The sequence below is a fragment of the Bradyrhizobium erythrophlei genome, from assembly GCF_042430365.1.
GTDB lineage: Bacteria > Pseudomonadota > Alphaproteobacteria > Rhizobiales > Xanthobacteraceae > Bradyrhizobium > Bradyrhizobium erythrophlei.
The window spans coordinates 1-15,521 of record NZ_JBHMET010000151.1 but is presented as its reverse complement, the minus strand read 5'-3'; the positions used below and the strand labels follow the sequence as shown (position 1 = coordinate 15,521).

The window sequence follows — 15,521 nt, the reverse complement described above, 5'->3', positions numbered from 1 at the left end:
CCTGGTCTTCCATCAGAGCCGAGAAAGCTTCGCCAGCTCGGCTTCGAAAGCCGTGGCGGCAGAGGGGATGGCCTGCCGATCGATGGACTTCTTGGCTAACCATGAATTTTGCGGCGTGGTGATCAAGCGGCCTGTTCTGGCCGAACGGCTGTCAGTTCTGCTCGGCCGTCCGGTCGTCGAGAAGCCCATCTTCCAGCAGTTGATCGACATGGCATCGGGCGGCGCGGCCGCGCTAAAGGCTCTTGTGATGTGCATCACGAGCCCGGAATTCGGTGCGCAGCTCAACCGAGCAACGCTGACTGCCGAGCGGGTGCGCGAGACACTCGTCGACCCGGTGCTCGAGACGTGGCCGAACAGCTATTCGGGAGTGCTGCACCGGCCGCCGCAAATGATTTCGCCGCGTCACGTGAAGCTCGCGGTTGATTTCATCCACGAGCATGCGAAAGCGCTTCCGAGCGGGGACGGAGCTCGCCGCCTTGTCGGGCATCAGCCTTCGCTCGCTCCAGGCTGGCTTTCGACGGTTCGTCGGTGTCTCTATCGCGGCCTATCAGCGGCAAAATTCGCTTGGAGCAGGCGCGCGCAGATCTCTTGCGCGATCCGGCCGCTTCGGTGGAGGACATTGCCTGCGCTGGGGCTTCACGAATGCCGGACGATTCAGCAGATACGTCAGAGCGGCCTACGGCATCCTGCCAACCGAACTGATCCGCGGAAAGCCGTAACGCAACGAAGAAGGATCGGCGCGATCATAGCATTTTGCCGCGCTACGCGTTCAGTCTGGACGTTGCGTGAGGAATCGATCGCGCGCTCATGCCAACTTGCGCTAGCTGCGTGGCGGGGTGTCGGCTGCGGCGGTCCTGACCGCCGTGGATTGAACCGGTTTTTGCGGCCTGGAGTGCGGCGCTTGCCGTGGCGACATGATAGCGATCACGACCGGTCCGTTTGGCGTGGTAGAGCGCCTCATCGGCCAGCTTCAGGGTTTGCTCCAGCGTGGAGTCGGGTCGGTGCTGGGCGACGCCGATGCTGATTGTGAGGCTGATTCTGTGCCCGGCGATGACCTCACCCGACCGTCGCATCGCCGCGCAAAGATTGTCTGCGACGCGACCCGCCTCAAGGCTCGTCATCTCAGGTAGGAACACGCCGAACTCCTCGCCGCCGAGTCGCCCTACGAGGGCGTGATTGGGGGCGAACGTTTTTAGAACCTCAGAAAGGCACTTGAGGGCCTCGTCACCGACATCATGTCCGTATGTATCATTGATCGACTTGAAGTGGTCGGCATCGATCATCAGAAATGAGCCGCCCTTTGCGAGTATCTCCCGCATTTGGCCGAGCAGGTAGACACGCGACAGCACGCCGGTTAGCGCATCGTAACGGACATAGTTGTCGAGTCGATCAATTGTGATCGTGAGGAGCCGGAGGATGCTCAGACCTCCGAGCGCGATCGGCGGTGCGATCAACAGTGGAATGATTGCCGACAGCGAGATGACTCCCCAGTATAACTGACCCGGCAACTTGGGCATGAAGGTGAGCGCCGTCGCAATCGACAGGACGGGAGCCGCGACAGAAAGAGATGTAATGAGTGCCAGCATCACCAAGACGTGGCGGCTGGACTTCAAATGAAAGAATGGGCGCAACTTGTTCATGCAGAACGCGTAGGACAGGCGCGCTTAATATGCCCGTTTCGGCACTCCTTAAAATTGTAGGCAACAAACTCGACCTCATCCATTAGTTGCGCGATCCGTCTGCCAGCGCCGCATAATGTCCAAACTTGTTCAGCAATGAGCAGGTGTGAACCAGCCTGGGAGTTTGCTGTTCGCTGATGCGGGCTTTCGGGTCGGCGGGTGCTCGCGCAGCTATCGCTGCGGCACATCTCATCACCGGCGAATCGGGCATTGAGGCGCGCTCAGCCGGCGTCGGTCTCAATGCACTCACGGAGCATAGCCGGCACAGCCGCCGCACGCTCATGTAGTCCACTTCGCTGGTGAGTTTGCGGTTCTGATTTCGCGCGATTTCGAAGATTTGCGCAACTTATTGAATCTATTGGCGCGCCACGGCCGATGAAGATAAGCACTATTCCTTCGCGGTGGCGCTATGATGCCGTATCCGAACAAGCGTTTCGACCCCATAATCTGCGACGGCTTGCGATCTTGCGCTACGCCTTATGGGCGGCAGTCTTCCCGATTTCGCGGGGTGGTCCGGTTACCCGCCGCGCCGGCTACCGGCCCCATTGCAGAACCTGGTCTCGCCCTCCTTCGCCAACCCGCGGGTCTTGCTCATCGTCTCGATGGCGATCGGGGCCCTGTTCGGCTATGCCTCTAACCAGTTCGCGAAGTTGCTGCCCACAGGACAGCCGACCGGGGCGTCCGCATAACCGAAGCCACGGCGCCGGCTCTTGTCAATTAACTGCTAACCATGGTCAATAAGCGGCTTTGTCCTGGGGGACGGTAAAGAGCAGGAGCTCGCGTGCAGGAATTCACGGAAATGGCCGAATGGCTACTTCACCAAAATGTACACGGCGGTGATCGCGTCGACTCCCTACCTAATCCGACTTTTCAGGCCAACGGCCAAAAATTCGTTTCCTTCAGCACCAACAACTACCTATCTATCGCGACCAGTGCCCGTCTGATCAGCGCAGCCAAGCGAGGTCTCGAGACCTACGGCGTGGGAAACTGTGAGTCGCGGCTGCTCGGCGGAAACCTCGCGGTCTACAGCGAACTTGAGCACAAGCTCTCAGCCTGCAAAAAGAAGGATGCGGCTGTCCTGTTCGCAACCGGATACATGGCGAACCTGGGCGTTTTGTCGACGCTCCCGCAAACATCGAAATACGCGCGTATTTACGGATTTACGGGCACGCGTGAATATACCTACGCTTATTTCAGCGACGAACTTAATCATGTTAGCCTGCGCGAGGGCATTCGGATGTCCGGAGCCGCGCGGGCGACATATCGACATCTCGATCTCAACCACCTTGAAGGGCTCCTCAAGAGATCAACCGCGACAACCAAAATCATCGTCACCGATGGAGTCTTCAGCCAGGACGGCGACATTGCGCAGTTGCCTGACCTGCTGCAGCTGGCTGAACGCTATGACGCGACACTTTACGTCGACGACGCTCATGGGACCGGCGTTTTTGGCGAACACGGCGGCGGGATCGCCGAGCATTTCGGCGTGACAAGCGAACGCATGATCTACATGGGTACGCTCAGCAAAGCCTATGGCGGAATTGGCGGCTTCATTGCAACTGAAGCGCATATCGCCGAAATTGTTCGTTTGGCTTGCTCCGCGTATGGATTCTCGTCGACATTACCGCCGGATCAAGCGGTCGCCCTCAGTGAAGCCGTGGACATGGTCGTGGACGAACCCGAACGTCGCGGCCAGTTGTGGGATAATCAGCGTTACTTCGTCGCAAGGATGTCAGAACTGCCGTATCCGCTGGTTTCGACGGAATCGCCAATCGTCCCGATTCTCGTCGGAGATGAGGATGCCGCCGACGCGCTCGCACTGTCGCTTGGCGAAGGGCACATTCACGTCGATTCCGTTCGTTTCCCGGCGGTGCCACTGCGGAAGGCGCGCCTTCGGATTCAGCTTAATGCGGGGCATACCCGTCAGGATATTGATCGACTCATCGATGCATTGCGGGCGCATCACCACAGAGCTGGAGCTGACCTTACTTCAATGAAACGGATGATAAATTTCCAGCGCGAGGAATCTGTAGGAATAGGAAACGCCACACTCTGACAGCAAATCGGATCGCTTGATCGTCGTGGCTGAGGAGCCTTCTGTGGCAACCCTCGTCGAGGGTGGACCGGAAGGAAACATCACGCATGTCGCCTTATCGACGTGAGCAGTCAACCCACTTATCGAAGACGCCGGCTCCAAAGGAGACGTCGGAGCGGTTGCCGCGAAGTTTCACTGATTGCTTGCCCTCGGTTTGTCACTGATTCTGCTCGCCTGAAAAACGATGAATCGCCGATGTTAATCTTGAGAGTAGCGATCAAAGCACCGTCGCCCGTATATTCCGGAATGCGGTCGTGTAACTATAGTTCGAATAGGACTGCAGACCGACGAAAGTCGACTCGCTTGCCGGATGGCGGCCGCGACGCTGGTCCCATGGCGGCGGGAAGTGCACCGTTGCGGGATCCGGTATGGTGTAGAGCGGTGTTGGTGCCGTTGAGTGCTACCTTGATGACGTTATTCTTTACCTCGATGCGGTACTGGTTCCAGCCGAGCACGATCGCATCTTGCGGACTAATGAAATCGCCAGGCGTTGCTGCAGGGAAGATTTCGGTCGGATTAGCCGGATAGCCGACGGCGTAGACGGCACCGGTCCTGTGGATCGGCATGCCGGGTGCCGGCTGACCGGCACCTGCGTTGTCGATCTGGATCTCGAACCCCGTATAAACGGCTGACCATGCAGGATTGGAGAACGCTGTTCCGTCGGTCACGCATGCCAATGGCACCGCCGAACGCCGGGCTTCGGAGGCCATGCTGAAGGCGAGACGCAAAGCCGCAGGCCACCGCATCACGGCCGGTGAGGACAAGGCGTACGATACGGCCGATCACCTCGCCAATCTTCGCGCCATCGGTGTGACGCCGCATGTGACACAGAACCAGGCCGTCACCAAAACCGGCAAGACCCGCACCAGTGCCATCGATGAACGAACGACCCGGCATCAGGGCTATGGCATGTCGCGATCACGCCGGGCGATAGTCGAGTTGCATTTTCGGATGGGGCAAGCAGCACGGGACTATTCGCAAGACCAAACATCGTGGCATCGCTCGCGTCGCCGCCAACTTCCTGCTCAATCTGATCGCCTATAACCTGATCCGCATTCCCAAACTGCTTGCCACTTAGCCCCCCGCATCAGGGGCCAGCCAGCATCTGCCTAGAAAATTACACCCATTTCTGCCGCGCCGTCCCAACAACGACCGGCGAGAATACGAAAACTCTCCATTTCAGGGTTTTTCAGCAGACTGCTAGCGAATCATCAAAGACTATATGATATCTTGATGTCCGTTCCGGCACGGACGTGTTTCGCACTCGATTGAGATCGTTATCGAATTCTCATTTCTCTTGAGCGAATCTTCGACCGAACGGTGAGCCCGCCGCGGCGGCAATTCGGGGGCTTGTGCGTGAAGTTCAGTTCGGCGGGGAAGTCCGTATTTTGCATCGCAGCGAGCGTCGCTCTTTGCTCTGGAGCGGCGGCGCAGCAGATTGACGTCTCGCTGCCTAGCGCAGCTTCCATTGTACAGTTGGATTATGAGACGCTTTTCCAGCGAATGTACAAAAGCCCCGCCAATCTGGACGCCAGCTTCAAATTCGTCGAACAGGCTGTCGTGCGAGGCGACTACGAGGCGGCTATTGGCGCGCTCGAGCGGATGCTGTTTTTCAACCCCAATCTGCCACGGGTAAAGCTCGAGCTTGGCGTATTGTATTTCAATCTCGGTTCTTTTGAATTGGCCCGCAGTTATCTGCAGGAGGCAGTCAAGGGCGCTGACATTGCTGACGACATTCGTGCGCAGGTCAGAGCCTATCTTGCCGAAATCGACCGTCGGCTTTCGCGCTATGAATATAGCGTCTTTCTTCAGGGCGGGATCGGCTACCAGACCAACGCAAATCTCGGTCCGAATGGGTTGTTGGTCCGCGCGTTTGGTCAGGATGCCATTCTCGGCAAGCAATTCGGTAAGCATCCGGACTGGAATTATTTTCAGACCGTTTCAGCGTATTATGCCTATAAGATGAATTTACGCGGCGACGCGATAGAGGTGACTTTCCAGGGACTCAATTCCACTCAAGTCAAGCTTGACCAATTCAATCTTGGCTTGATCGAGGTTACCGTGGGCCAACGTGTGGCGATAGGGCAGGACGCGTCGTTCAAGTATTATGGTATCGGCGACCAGGTCTGGCTTGGTGGCGCGAACTACTTCAACGCGATCGGTGGTGGCCTTTCAGCCCGCACCACAATCGGCAGCCTCGGCATTGTGGAAGCCTATATTGAGGATCGTCATCGGACCTTCTTCAACTCTTTGAATTACCCGATTGCGAGCCAGCAAACGAGCGATCTCATAACGGCGGCAATCACATCCGATCTGGCGTTTGGGCCGCTGCATTGGGCAACGCGCGTCGGGTATGACGAAAGCCGGGCGATTTTCGCCTACAACAGCTACAAGCGCTACTCGATCGACGTTGCAATTCCTTTCGCATTTGAGCTTCAGCTATTCGGGACCCCGCACCAATTCGTGTTCGCGCCGACCGCGGGCTACAGCAGGGCTGACTACGCCGCGCCCCACCCGCTGCTTGATCGAAAGATTGTTCGTCACGACAACGAACAACGTTACGGCTGCATTTTCGATGCGCAGATCGTCGACAATATCGGCGTGCGGACTGAGGTTCAATATTTCAAGATCGACTCGACCTTACCAAACTACACCACCAGTAATTTCTCCGTTGCGCTTGGGCCGACTGTTCGGTTCTGAGGAGCTGGCAATGAATTCCATGACGGAACATCGAATCATCGGGGGGACGTTGGCGTTGTTGGTGCTATGCGGGACCGCATCGGCGCAAGAAGTCGGAAAAGCGGCGGCCGTGAATCCTGCAGCGACCGCCAACTTGCGAACTATCGCAATCGGATCGTCGATTGCGCACAAGGAGCGCATTCAGACGGCAACCGGAGGCTCTGTTCAGCTGCTGTTCCTCGACAAGACAACCATGACCATTGGTCCGAATAGCGACCTTACGATCGACGAATACGTCTTTGACCCGACAGGCAACACCGGGAAAATAGCCGCGACCCTCGGCAAGGGCGCATTGCGCTTCGTCGGCGGCCAAATCAGTCATAATGGCGATGCGGAGATTAGGACGGCGAACGCAGTAATAGGTATTCGCGGCGGCACGGCCTTCATAAGTCCAGAGCACGTTTATACGGGCTACGGACTCGCAACGGTCAATTCCGGGGGAACACGCGTAGCGTTGAGGACGGGAGAATTCACGGAGACAGAGGGCGGCGCAAATCCCCCGACCCCACCCGGACGGCCACCGGCTGGCTTCGTCGCAGCACTAGTTCAAAAATTCCAGAGTTCGGGCAAACAAACCGGCGGAACGACGCGTGGCTTAGCCTCGCCAGCACGGGTCGCGGCCGCCGAGGCGAGAGCAACAGGATCGTCGAAACGGACTGCCGTTGCGGTTGCTCACGAGCATGCAGTCCGCACCATGCACGCCAAGACCTCCACGCGAACCGCCCACGCGTGGTCTTCCACAAGCCATCATAGCTCGATTGTCCATAGCATCGTTCAATCCCTGCACACCTCTTCGCAAACTGCCGCTGTGGTTGGGAGGAAATGAAGCGCCTTCCTCAGGCCGCGCGGTGCCCGACGTTTGGGATAGCGGCGCGGCTTTGTCGCCTGGTGCGCAGCAAGAACGGACGCGCGGTCGGCGCGGCCGCCGCGATGCTGGTATTCCTGACGTTGCTGCGCGCATACGATCCATGGATCATCAATGAATTGAAAGAGCGCACGTTCGATACCTACCAGCGGCTGCAGCCACGGCCGTATACCGAATTGCCGGTGCGAATCGTGGATATCGATGAGGCTTCGATTGCCGCATACGGTCAGTGGCCCTGGCCGCGGACGCGGCTGGCAGCGCTGACCCGCCGGCTCGGCGAGCTCGGTGCCGGAGTTGTTGCTTTCGACGTGATCTTTTCCGAGTCCGACCGCACCACGCCGAGTCAGCTCTCCGCTGACCTCGGGAATAGCGATCTGCCCGATCGCGCCGTGACCATGAAGCTGCTGGCGAGCCTGCCGGATCATGACCGGCTGTTCGCGGAAGCAATCGAGAAGACCCCGGTCGTACTGGGGTTTGCGGCCAGCGCTGCTGCCAATGACAAGAGGCCTCCAGTTAAAGCGGGGCTCGCCTTTATCGGAGTCAATCCGATTGGCGTCCTCGCGCCGTTTCGCGGAAGCGTGTCCAGCCTCCCGATGCTCAGCGACGCAGCGGCCGGAATCGGTGGAATCAATCTGAGCGCACGCGACCGATCCGGGATCATCCGCCGCGTGCCGATGCTGTTCTCGGACGGCTCCCGTGTTTATCCCGGACTTGCGGTCGAAGCCCTGCGCGTTGCGCAAAACCAAAAAGGCATCGTTGTCCGCGGGACCGGATCGAGCGGAAACACCGATACCGGGCGCGCCGCGCTGATCGATATGCGGGTCGGCGATTTCAGGATGCCGCTTACCGATGACGGTGAAGCGTGGGTTTATTTCGACCACGATCGGCCCGAGCGCTATATCTCGGTAAAAGACGTTCTCGATCCCGCAAAGACTGCTGAGGTCCGCCCGCGCGTCGATGGAGCCATTGTCCTGGTCGGAACGTCAGCGGCTGGCTTGCGGGAGGCGCGCCCTACCCCGCTGGGCGAGCAGATCCCTGGCGTCGCCATCCACGCCCAGCTGATCGAGCAGATAATTTCGCAGGGCTTTATCGAACGACCCGATTGGGCGAACGGCCTCGAAATTGTCCTTACCCTTGCGCTCGGCGCGCTTGTCGCCGGGCTGGTGCTGCTATTTGGCGCGCAGTTTTCCTCTTATGCAGGGGTCGTCGTGTTTGCGATCGCCGTCGCGGGATCGTGGTTTGGATTCTCGCATTTTCGGCTTTTGATCGATCCAATCTACCCGTCGCTTGCTGCGCTTACCACTTTTGTCACGGTTGAAGGCATTCTCTATGTTGTCTCGGACCAGGAAAAGAAGTTCGTACGCCAGGCCTTCGGGCAATATCTTGCGCCGGAATTGCTCGCCCGCCTGGAGGATTCACCGGGAGCAATGCGACTTGGTGGCGAGTCACGCGACGTCACGGTGATGTTCATGGACGTCCGTGGCTTTACCCCGATTTCAGAAGCTTTGTCAGCGACCGAGCTTGTCGAATTTATCAATACGCTGCTCGCGCCACTTTCGGATGCAATCCAGGATGAACTCGGGACCATCGACAAATATATCGGCGATTCCATTATGGCGTTTTGGAATGCCCCGGTGGATGTCGCCGATCATCCGGCGCGAGCCTGCCGCGCCGCCTTGAAAATGCGCGCTGTCGTGAAGGCGCTCAACGAGGCCGATGCATTCGGATTTGGTGCACGTGGGTTTGCCGATCCGCTGGTCAGGATCGGCGTAGGCATCAACACCGGCTTCGCCTGTGTCGGCAACATGGGTTCGCAAAAGCGATTTAACTATTCGGCGATGGGCGATGTCGTCAACATCGCAGCCCGGATCGAATCAACGACCAAGAATTTTGGTACAGACCTCCTGGTATCGGAAGAGTTGGTTCAGGCAGTAAATGGAATTGCGTTGCTCGAGGCCGGTGAAATTCTCCTGAAAGGCAAATCGAAGCCCACCAAGCTTTATGCGATCGCCGGCGATGAAAAATTCGCCGCCACAGTTGAGTTCATTGAATTAACGCGGCTGCATCAGTCGCTGCTGACCTCAATTGCAAGTCGCAACGTCAAAGAAAGTACAGCCGCTCTGGCGGCGTGCCGCGCGCTCGGTGGATACGAGCTGCAAGGACTTTATGATTATTTCGCCGGGCGGGTGGTTGACAACACCTTCGACTTTTCAGGTGACAACTAGTACCTCGTCGCAGGGGTTTTGACGGGGTGGATTTGCGCTTGCAAGACGGGTAGGTCCTCTGGAGGAACGAGCACCTCGATGCTGCGCGGCACGCCCGCTTGGCGGCGAATGAAGCCTGCGCGTTCGAGGGTCAGGATCATTTGGTGGACCGAAGGCGGGGTCACGCCAAAGTGGCGTTGCATCTCCCATTCGGCGGGCGGGCGGCGATGCACGCGCGTTTCGTCGACGCGATTGAGAAGGCTTCGCCCGACGAGGCCGAGCGAAAGATGCGCAAACATTTGCGGCTGATCATGGACGACCTGTCATCGATCGAAGCACAACACCCCGACTTTTTCACGCCGGCATAGGGCTGGCGCGCCGGAAGATGACGCCGGCCAAACAACAATCAGACGAGGATTGACCATGAAGACCTGGGCCTGCGTGCTCCACGGGAAGGGCGATGAACGATGACGGGATCCCGCTTCTTCAGCCCCTCGACTTCCTTGCCAACCTCTTCGATCCAACCAGCATTTTCGTGTCCCATGATGATGGGTAGGAGTTTGTCGCCGGACGGATCCATATGCGGCTTCCAGACGCCTTCGATGATGTGGAGATCGGTCCTGCATACGCCCGCACCACCGCTGCGGACGATGACGTCCGTCGATTTCGTGAGCCTGAGATCAGGTACTTTTTCTTCGGTGACCCACTGGTCATTGAACAGCTTCTCATCATACGCTCTCAATACTTGGGCTCTCATGTTGTCCTCCGTCTGCCCTGCGAACCTTGCGCTCGCGGTAGCCGAGGCGCCTTAGGCATTTTTCGTGCCAGCGGATCTGCTAATGCTGCGAGATGCGGGACAGGTAGGAATCCATCGGGGAACTTGCCCCGAATGCCCACCGGACTGACTGCGAGGCCGCGCGGTCGGTACGCGAGCGGCGTCTTCCGCTCGAATGTTCTTCTCTTGAAAGTCCGTGAGGTCAGTTGGATACTGGACTGGGTTCCTTGGCCACCAGCAATCCGAGGAGGACGATCATGGCGATTCAGATCGTGATGGACCGCACCGGCGACAGCCGGCACCCTTTCAATCCGAATGACGCACAAGAACTGGCGAAGGCGGAGCAGCGGTTTTACGAGCTCACCAATGCCGGCTTCACCGCGGCTGTCCGGACGGGTCCCGGCCAGACCTCGCACCTGCGATCGTTCGACCCTACTGCGGAGGAAACCTTGTTCTTCCCCAGGATGGTCGGCGGGTAACCGGCCGGCCATGTTCGGCTTTCGATCGTCGCCCCCAAGCAGCCGCACCCGCATGAAAGCGGTGAGAGCCCTCTTCATCAGCCACGGCGCCGAGAACGCACCGGAGGGCCGTTCGCTGCGGCTATTGCGGGAATGGCTATCACCGGCGCAGCGCGAGCAGTTCGCCAGGAAGGGCTACTTCGAGGTCGTCGGGAGTGACAGCGGAAAGCGGTACAGGATCCACGCCGGGGCCTCGGTGAACGTATGCGAGATCGACCAAAGAGGCCGCCTGCGAGACGGGTTGTGTTTCATGCCGATCGGCGCTCTCCCGATCGGAGACGTCATGCTCGCCCAGAAGATCGCGCTGGAGACATGCGAGGGCGAGGTGCGCTCCGTGGCGCGAAGCTTCACTCCGAACGGCTTCCATTTCAGGCAGACTCGACCTTTAGGTTGACTCCGGAAAACCGGTTCGTGAGAACTTCCCTGAGGCGCCGCGGCGACCAGAGGACGAGCGGCCCTTCGCGTCGCACGCAGAACTCCGCATGGCACTCCGACCAGCTGTTTCCGTGAGGGACTAGCGCCTCAGCAAATTCGGGCCGCACAACTCACGGATGTTTTCGATGATGACCACCCGCTCTTCGAGGCCAGCGGTCTCCGCAAGAAGCGCATTTGCAAGCGTCGTCTTGCCCGAACCGGTGCCGCCGGCGATCAGGATGCTGCGTGCGTCAGTGACTACGGCGGTCAGCATCTTCGCCATCAGCGGTGAGGCAATCTGCGCCTTGACGTAGTCGGACAGGCGCCAAGGCAGATAGATCGGATTTCAGCGGTGGGGAGGTGACGGTCTCCTAAATATTCCTAGCGGTCTCATTCATCACTTCAAAGAGAAGCCGACCGGGGATGCAATGAAGGATGCAGTCAACACGCTGCAAAAATATTATCATGTATTTCGTAAGAAATCTGGCCTCAGCTAGAGGGCAGGCCCACCTCGCGCAAACCCGCGCCGGGATTTTTTCACGGCCCGTCGATCGACCGCGCCACTGTTCGGCCGGGCGTCGTCACGGCTTGGATTTTAGCATTACAGCGCCGGTCTCACGGACGCCGCGTCCGATCCAGATGCCGATCGCGATATTCCGCGCCGGCACGCTTGATCTCGACAGCATCGACTTCAAGCTGTTCGACATTACCGCGATCCGCGTGCTGCGCGGAACTGATGGCGTGCGTGCGTGGGACGCGCAGGGCCACTGATGGTGTTAGGATTCCAGACCCGGGACCGCGTGAGCACGGCCATAAGGCCGCGCGCAACGCCGTAGGTCCCGGCCCGTCCGCTGAAATACCTCGGCCGTGACCTTCAGCGGCTACGCGCTTGATGCGCTTCGCCGCGGTCACGGGACATCCGGGACACCGGGACAAATGTCCCAAAGCATGCGAACCGTCGCTTAGGACAACTTGTCCCGACTCGATGGTACGGATACGGTTATTGCTTAAGGCGGTGGTAGCGGCTCACCCCAGACTGGACTCCGGGATGAGCCGCGCCTTCGTGGAGTTAAGTCACTATGAGGCTCTTTCTCTCGGCGCTGCTGCTGCTCTCGGCCACCTTCGCCAACGCCGCCCAGATCGGCGTCAACGGCGGCGCCATGTGGGCCTCCGGCACTTACCGGACCATCAGCGACGATGACGAGTTCAGGACGCTCGCCGCCTGGGGGCTGAAGCGCTACCGGACCACGGTCGACACCGATCCGTGGGTCGCCGCGCGCTTTGCCACTGTACTGGCGGTCGCCCAGAAGTACGGCGTCACGCTCCAGCCGGTGCTCGCGCTGCCGCTGATGTGGGGCGACAAGACCGATGGGGGGAAGTATCCCGCAGGTGATGCAGCCGCGATCTATGCGCAGGGCTACAACCGGACGCTCAACTTCGTCAGCCAGTTTGCCACGCGGGTCGGTGACTGGGAGCTCGGCAATGAGATCAACCTCACGGTGCACGATGCCTCCGGGGCTCCGCTGTTCGGCAAGGGCTGGACCGCCGCCGAGTTCGCCGCCTTTCCGTCGATGACGGACTTCGCCAACTTGTTGCGCGGCATGTCGGATGCCATCGACCAGATCAACTTCAGCAAGAGCCTTCATCTGCGCCGGATCGTCGGCACCACCTCGACGATGTTCGGCTACATCGACTTCATGATCTTGCGCGGCGTCAAGGTCAACGTGGTCGGCTATCACTATTACGAGCACCAGGGTGTGGATCCGACCAACTACTGGGGCGGCACCCAGCCGAACTTCAATCTCTTCGCCAAGCTGGTAAGCTACGGCGTGCCGGTGGCCGTCAACGAGATGAACTGCGGCGAGATCTACGACGCCACGTTCGTCAATACGGCCGGATCTCCATCAATGACGGCCTGCAACGCCAACCTGCAGACGATGCTCGCTACCTTCGGCCGGCAGGAGATGATCAAATGGATCGACATCTATGAACTGCTCGACCAGAGCGAGATGCCGACGCCGGAGAACCGGTTCGGCCTGATGTTTAACCTGGGCTCGGCCAAGCCAATGCTGGCCACCGTGGCTGCAGCCAATCATTGAAATGGTTGGATATTTCCGGCCTTCACACCATACTACAGACACGCCTGTATCTCAAATTTTTCCGACCGGCGGTCGGCTTCTGCTCGCCGTCCGCCATCGCTCCCGCGCCCGCCGGGTGCCGTCGCGCTACTCGTCGACGCCGGCCTCGTCGCGCTGCCGCCGTCGACCTCGTTTTGGTTGGGCCCGACCGTCGTCAGCCCCGGTCGCGCGGGGTTTATCTGCGTCGCGGCTGGGGGTGATGAACACCAAAGCATAATCTGGCAATTTCTGGCGAGCGATGCGCGCCGCCTCCGCCATGGAATCGGCGGTCACCTGCACCTGGACGATGCTCTGATCGGCCTTGTTGCGGAAGGCCACCACAAAGGCTGGCATGAGGTTCCGTGTCGCTGCCCGGGACACAATCCCCCGGATGCCCTGTTGGACAGCATTCGTCGTGCCAGGGTTTTCTGTGTCGAAGCGGGACACTCAATGATCCGGCCAATCCCGCTGCCTCGCGCTGGCCTTGTCGCGCTCGAAAACGCACAGCGCCGCTATGCGGAATATAATCGCACGCGGCGCTGGTTTGGTCTCCGGGTCCCGCAATTCCCCGGACGTCCCATAGTCAGCACACATCGCGCCAATGCTCATGTGACCATCGGCATCCATCAGAAGGGGTAGGACGCCGCCCGCGCTTGAATGAAGTTGATACCGTGCCGCCATTGAGTCCGTAGCTGACTCGTCGATCAAGCTTGATGCCGCTGCAAAGGTTAACTCTGGAACCAACGTCCCAAACCACCTGCCGCCCCCGGCACACAGTGGGAATCAAACCAAGTCTCGCGCCGCAACATCATAGATCCTATGCAGGCGCGACGGACGGGAGGTGATGGAATCCTGAAGACCGATAACCGATAAGAGGAACATGCCGATCCAAGGTGGATGTGTGACCGCTTGGGCACATGGCTGCAAGACGCCGTCTTAATAGATGGGTCCCATCCTCCTTGGAGCCCCTTTGCCCTCGCAACGATGCATGAGGGACCTTGGTTCGGGCGCGATCCCGACCGCATATAAGTTGATGCGGCGAGCGCCGCATACCTTCAATAAGGGCTCCGCCTTGGATGAACCAAATAGAGACGTACCTTCAACCGATCGGAGAACACTGGACGACAAAAGGGAGAGATTAACTCGTTCGCTGCGAAACCCGCGAGCGCCTGACATGGCCCAGACCATTATCGCTCGGCGCGTGCTTTCGCCGTCAAGCCCTTGCGCCCAACGGCGCAACCCTTGCGGGCGTTGGGGTTTGACTGCGAAAGCACGGCCAAGCAACGGGGACCATCACGCCATGAATGCAGCCACAGGCCTCTTGGAAGCAAGAAAGTGAAGCTCTCGCAACAACCTCTTGACTCGCGAAGCCTCATATAAGTGCCCATCTTCATCGGCCGTGGCGCGCCACTTCCTGTTAGCGCTGTCGCGCGCGTATCTTGGGTCCGGATGCGCCTGTCACGGTGTTGGCAAAGGATACGACGGTCTGGTCAGGCGCCGCGGCGAAGCAATAGTGCCATCCTCACTCGGCGTTCGGCAGCCTTCGCGGCCAGCCTCCTGGCAACATCATCGTCTGCGCCGTTAGCAGCCACGGCATCCACATCAATCGTACGGCCTGCACCCAAAGCAGGAAAGGATCGACTGCCTCGAATGAGCGCCCGAGCGCTTCGAAGGACGGCGTTGCACGTACGTTTATTGACACCTGCTCCCACTCGCCGCCGGGCGATTGTTGGTGAGTGATGTCGATATCGAGCCCGGGGAGACGTGCGCTTGCTTTGGTGACATCGATCTCGCTCTCTCGACTGTGGGTTCGCTCAGGCATGGGCCTACGCCTCCAAGCAACAAATCCATCCTGCCGCGACAGGCTTGATGACTATGGCGCATCATTCCGCGCAGCGAAAGCGCCGAGGCTGCTGCCGCCGCCGCTCGAAGCGCCGCCAAAGGTACTCACCGCACTCGATATTTGCTTGCATAATGCTTGCGGAGAATCTTGCGGATCTGCTCTGGAAGCCGCGCGTTACCGCTCGCCGCCAGCTTGCCGCGGCGCTCTCGCAGTTTCGGCCGATCCGGGCCGCTACGCTGCTTCGTCACCTTGCCCATCACAGTTCAAAGCTG

At 59.3% G+C, this 15,521-nt stretch carries 20 protein-coding genes; 11 read left to right on the top strand and 9 right to left on the bottom strand.

Annotated features, from left to right (window positions below; genetic code table 11):
- Positions 1 to 12: 12 nt before the first annotated feature.
- Positions 13 to 258, bottom strand: coding sequence for a hypothetical protein (locus ACFFWD_RS23180; protein ID WP_376968880.1), 246 nt, complete (start codon positions 256 to 258; stop codon positions 13 to 15).
- Positions 259 to 437: 179 nt separating this feature from the next.
- On the opposite strand from ACFFWD_RS23180, the gene ACFFWD_RS23175 reads away from it, so the two are divergent.
- On the top strand, positions 438 to 719 hold the full coding sequence (locus ACFFWD_RS23175) for a helix-turn-helix domain-containing protein (protein ID WP_376968878.1): 282 nt from the start codon (positions 438 to 440) through the stop codon (positions 717 to 719).
- A 42-nt stretch (positions 720 to 761) separates the two neighbouring features.
- Here the strand turns inward: ACFFWD_RS23175 and ACFFWD_RS23170 are convergent, their stop codons facing one another.
- A complete protein-coding gene (locus ACFFWD_RS23170; RefSeq protein WP_376968876.1) occupies positions 762 to 1,640 on the bottom strand; it encodes a GGDEF domain-containing protein in 879 nt (292 codons plus the stop codon).
- A gap of 820 nt (positions 1,641 to 2,460) precedes the next feature.
- Between ACFFWD_RS23170 and ACFFWD_RS23165 the strand changes: the two genes are divergently transcribed.
- Entirely contained in the window at positions 2,461 to 3,735 is a 1,275-nt protein-coding gene (locus ACFFWD_RS23165) for an aminotransferase class I/II-fold pyridoxal phosphate-dependent enzyme (protein ID WP_376968874.1), read from the top strand.
- Positions 3,736 to 4,034: 299 nt separating this feature from the next.
- On the opposite strand, the gene ACFFWD_RS23160 is transcribed toward ACFFWD_RS23165, so the two are convergent.
- Positions 4,035 to 4,484 carry a 3-keto-alpha-glucoside-1,2-lyase-like domain-containing protein gene (locus ACFFWD_RS23160; RefSeq protein ID WP_376968872.1) on the bottom strand — a complete coding sequence of 150 codons (450 nt, stop codon included), beginning with the start codon at positions 4,482 to 4,484 and terminating at the stop codon, positions 4,035 to 4,037.
- On the opposite strand from ACFFWD_RS23160, the gene ACFFWD_RS23155 reads away from it, so the two are divergent.
- The 4 genes from ACFFWD_RS23155 (at position 4,483) to ACFFWD_RS23140 (ending at position 9,603) form a co-directional block, all read left to right on the top strand.
- Positions 4,483 to 4,818 (top strand): hypothetical protein, encoded by a 336-nt coding sequence (locus ACFFWD_RS23155; RefSeq protein WP_376968870.1) that lies wholly within the window; start codon positions 4,483 to 4,485, stop codon positions 4,816 to 4,818. The genes ACFFWD_RS23160 and ACFFWD_RS23155 overlap by 2 nt on opposite strands.
- Positions 4,819 to 5,130: 312 nt before the next feature.
- Positions 5,131 to 6,474 carry a tetratricopeptide repeat protein gene (locus ACFFWD_RS23150; RefSeq protein ID WP_376968868.1) on the top strand — a complete coding sequence of 448 codons (1,344 nt, stop codon included), beginning with the start codon at positions 5,131 to 5,133 and terminating at the stop codon, positions 6,472 to 6,474.
- Between the two features lie 10 nt (positions 6,475 to 6,484).
- A complete protein-coding gene (locus ACFFWD_RS23145; RefSeq protein ID WP_376968866.1) occupies positions 6,485 to 7,339 on the top strand; it encodes a FecR family protein in 855 nt (284 codons plus the stop codon).
- Entirely contained in the window at positions 7,336 to 9,603 is a 2,268-nt protein-coding gene (locus ACFFWD_RS23140; protein WP_376968864.1) for a CHASE2 domain-containing protein, read from the top strand. The genes ACFFWD_RS23145 and ACFFWD_RS23140 overlap by 4 nt, the downstream gene beginning before the upstream one ends.
- Here the strand turns inward: ACFFWD_RS23140 and ACFFWD_RS23135 are convergent.
- Entirely contained in the window at positions 9,600 to 9,785 is a 186-nt protein-coding gene (locus ACFFWD_RS23135) for a LexA family protein (protein ID WP_376968933.1), read from the bottom strand. The two genes, ACFFWD_RS23140 and ACFFWD_RS23135, sit on opposite strands and share 4 nt — an antisense overlap.
- Between ACFFWD_RS23135 and ACFFWD_RS23130 the strand changes: the two genes are divergently transcribed.
- Positions 9,702 to 9,950 (top strand): hypothetical protein, encoded by a 249-nt coding sequence (locus ACFFWD_RS23130; RefSeq protein WP_376968937.1) that lies wholly within the window; start codon positions 9,702 to 9,704, stop codon positions 9,948 to 9,950. The genes ACFFWD_RS23135 and ACFFWD_RS23130 overlap by 84 nt on opposite strands.
- Positions 9,951 to 9,988: 38 nt before the next feature.
- Here ACFFWD_RS23130 and ACFFWD_RS23125 read toward each other — a convergent pair whose 3' ends face one another.
- Positions 9,989 to 10,339, bottom strand: a complete 351-nt coding sequence (locus ACFFWD_RS23125) for an alcohol dehydrogenase catalytic domain-containing protein (RefSeq protein ID WP_376968862.1) — start codon at positions 10,337 to 10,339, stop codon at positions 9,989 to 9,991.
- Between the two features lie 275 nt (positions 10,340 to 10,614).
- On the opposite strand from ACFFWD_RS23125, the gene ACFFWD_RS23120 reads away from it, so the two are divergent.
- Positions 10,615 to 10,836 (top strand): hypothetical protein, encoded by a 222-nt coding sequence (locus tag ACFFWD_RS23120; RefSeq protein ID WP_376968860.1) that lies wholly within the window; start codon positions 10,615 to 10,617, stop codon positions 10,834 to 10,836.
- A gap of 10 nt (positions 10,837 to 10,846) precedes the next feature.
- Positions 10,847 to 11,269, top strand: a complete 423-nt coding sequence (locus ACFFWD_RS23115) for a hypothetical protein (protein WP_376968858.1) — start codon at positions 10,847 to 10,849, stop codon at positions 11,267 to 11,269.
- Positions 11,270 to 11,389: 120 nt separating this feature from the next.
- Here the strand turns inward: ACFFWD_RS23115 and ACFFWD_RS23110 are convergent, their stop codons facing one another.
- Positions 11,390 to 11,611, bottom strand: coding sequence for an ATPase, T2SS/T4P/T4SS family (locus ACFFWD_RS23110; protein WP_446680527.1), 222 nt, complete (start codon positions 11,609 to 11,611; stop codon positions 11,390 to 11,392).
- Between the two features lie 113 nt (positions 11,612 to 11,724).
- On the opposite strand from ACFFWD_RS23110, the gene ACFFWD_RS23105 reads away from it, so the two are divergent.
- Together ACFFWD_RS23105 and ACFFWD_RS23100 are read left to right on the top strand one after the other, a co-directional pair.
- A complete protein-coding gene (locus tag ACFFWD_RS23105; RefSeq protein ID WP_376968854.1) occupies positions 11,725 to 12,060 on the top strand; it encodes a hypothetical protein in 336 nt (111 codons plus the stop codon).
- Between the two features lie 308 nt (positions 12,061 to 12,368).
- Positions 12,369 to 13,388: a glycoside hydrolase 5 family protein gene (locus ACFFWD_RS23100; protein ID WP_376968852.1), complete on the top strand. Its 1,020-nt coding sequence runs from the start codon at positions 12,369 to 12,371 to the stop codon at positions 13,386 to 13,388.
- A 126-nt stretch (positions 13,389 to 13,514) separates the two neighbouring features.
- Here the strand turns inward: ACFFWD_RS23100 and ACFFWD_RS23095 are convergent, their stop codons facing one another.
- The 3 genes from ACFFWD_RS23095 to ACFFWD_RS23085 form a co-directional block, all read right to left on the bottom strand.
- A complete protein-coding gene (locus ACFFWD_RS23095; RefSeq protein ID WP_376968850.1) occupies positions 13,515 to 13,853 on the bottom strand; it encodes a hypothetical protein in 339 nt (112 codons plus the stop codon).
- Between the two features lie 1,075 nt (positions 13,854 to 14,928).
- Positions 14,929 to 15,228, bottom strand: a complete 300-nt coding sequence (locus ACFFWD_RS23090; RefSeq protein WP_376968848.1) for a hypothetical protein — start codon at positions 15,226 to 15,228, stop codon at positions 14,929 to 14,931.
- A gap of 125 nt (positions 15,229 to 15,353) precedes the next feature.
- On the bottom strand, positions 15,354 to 15,506 hold the full coding sequence (locus ACFFWD_RS23085; RefSeq protein ID WP_376968847.1) for a hypothetical protein: 153 nt from the start codon (positions 15,504 to 15,506) through the stop codon (positions 15,354 to 15,356).
- Positions 15,507 to 15,521: the final 15 nt, after the last annotated feature.

Coding starts and splice junctions, on each gene's coding strand:
- ACFFWD_RS23105 (WP_376968854.1), top strand. CDS start 11,725: ATGCAGTCAACACGCTGCAAAAATATTATCATGTATTTCGTAAGAAAT.
- ACFFWD_RS23115 (WP_376968858.1), top strand. CDS start 10,847: ATGTTCGGCTTTCGATCGTCGCCCCCAAGCAGCCGCACCCGCATGAAA.
- ACFFWD_RS23170 (WP_376968876.1), bottom strand. CDS start 1,640: ATGAACAAGTTGCGCCCATTCTTTCATTTGAAGTCCAGCCGCCACGTC.
- ACFFWD_RS23135 (WP_376968933.1), bottom strand. CDS start 9,785: ATGCAACGCCACTTTGGCGTGACCCCGCCTTCGGTCCACCAAATGATC.
- ACFFWD_RS23100 (WP_376968852.1), top strand. CDS start 12,369: ATGAGGCTCTTTCTCTCGGCGCTGCTGCTGCTCTCGGCCACCTTCGCC.
- ACFFWD_RS23155 (WP_376968870.1), top strand. CDS start 4,483: ATGCTGAAGGCGAGACGCAAAGCCGCAGGCCACCGCATCACGGCCGGT.
- ACFFWD_RS23140 (WP_376968864.1), top strand. CDS start 7,336: ATGAAGCGCCTTCCTCAGGCCGCGCGGTGCCCGACGTTTGGGATAGCG.
- ACFFWD_RS23145 (WP_376968866.1), top strand. CDS start 6,485: ATGAATTCCATGACGGAACATCGAATCATCGGGGGGACGTTGGCGTTG.
- ACFFWD_RS23120 (WP_376968860.1), top strand. CDS start 10,615: ATGGCGATTCAGATCGTGATGGACCGCACCGGCGACAGCCGGCACCCT.
- ACFFWD_RS23125 (WP_376968862.1), bottom strand. CDS start 10,339: ATGAGAGCCCAAGTATTGAGAGCGTATGATGAGAAGCTGTTCAATGAC.
- ACFFWD_RS23175 (WP_376968878.1), top strand. CDS start 438: ATGCGAAAGCGCTTCCGAGCGGGGACGGAGCTCGCCGCCTTGTCGGGC.
- ACFFWD_RS23160 (WP_376968872.1), bottom strand. CDS start 4,484: ATGGCCTCCGAAGCCCGGCGTTCGGCGGTGCCATTGGCATGCGTGACC.
- ACFFWD_RS23090 (WP_376968848.1), bottom strand. CDS start 15,228: ATGCCTGAGCGAACCCACAGTCGAGAGAGCGAGATCGATGTCACCAAA.
- ACFFWD_RS23085 (WP_376968847.1), bottom strand. CDS start 15,506: ATGGGCAAGGTGACGAAGCAGCGTAGCGGCCCGGATCGGCCGAAACTG.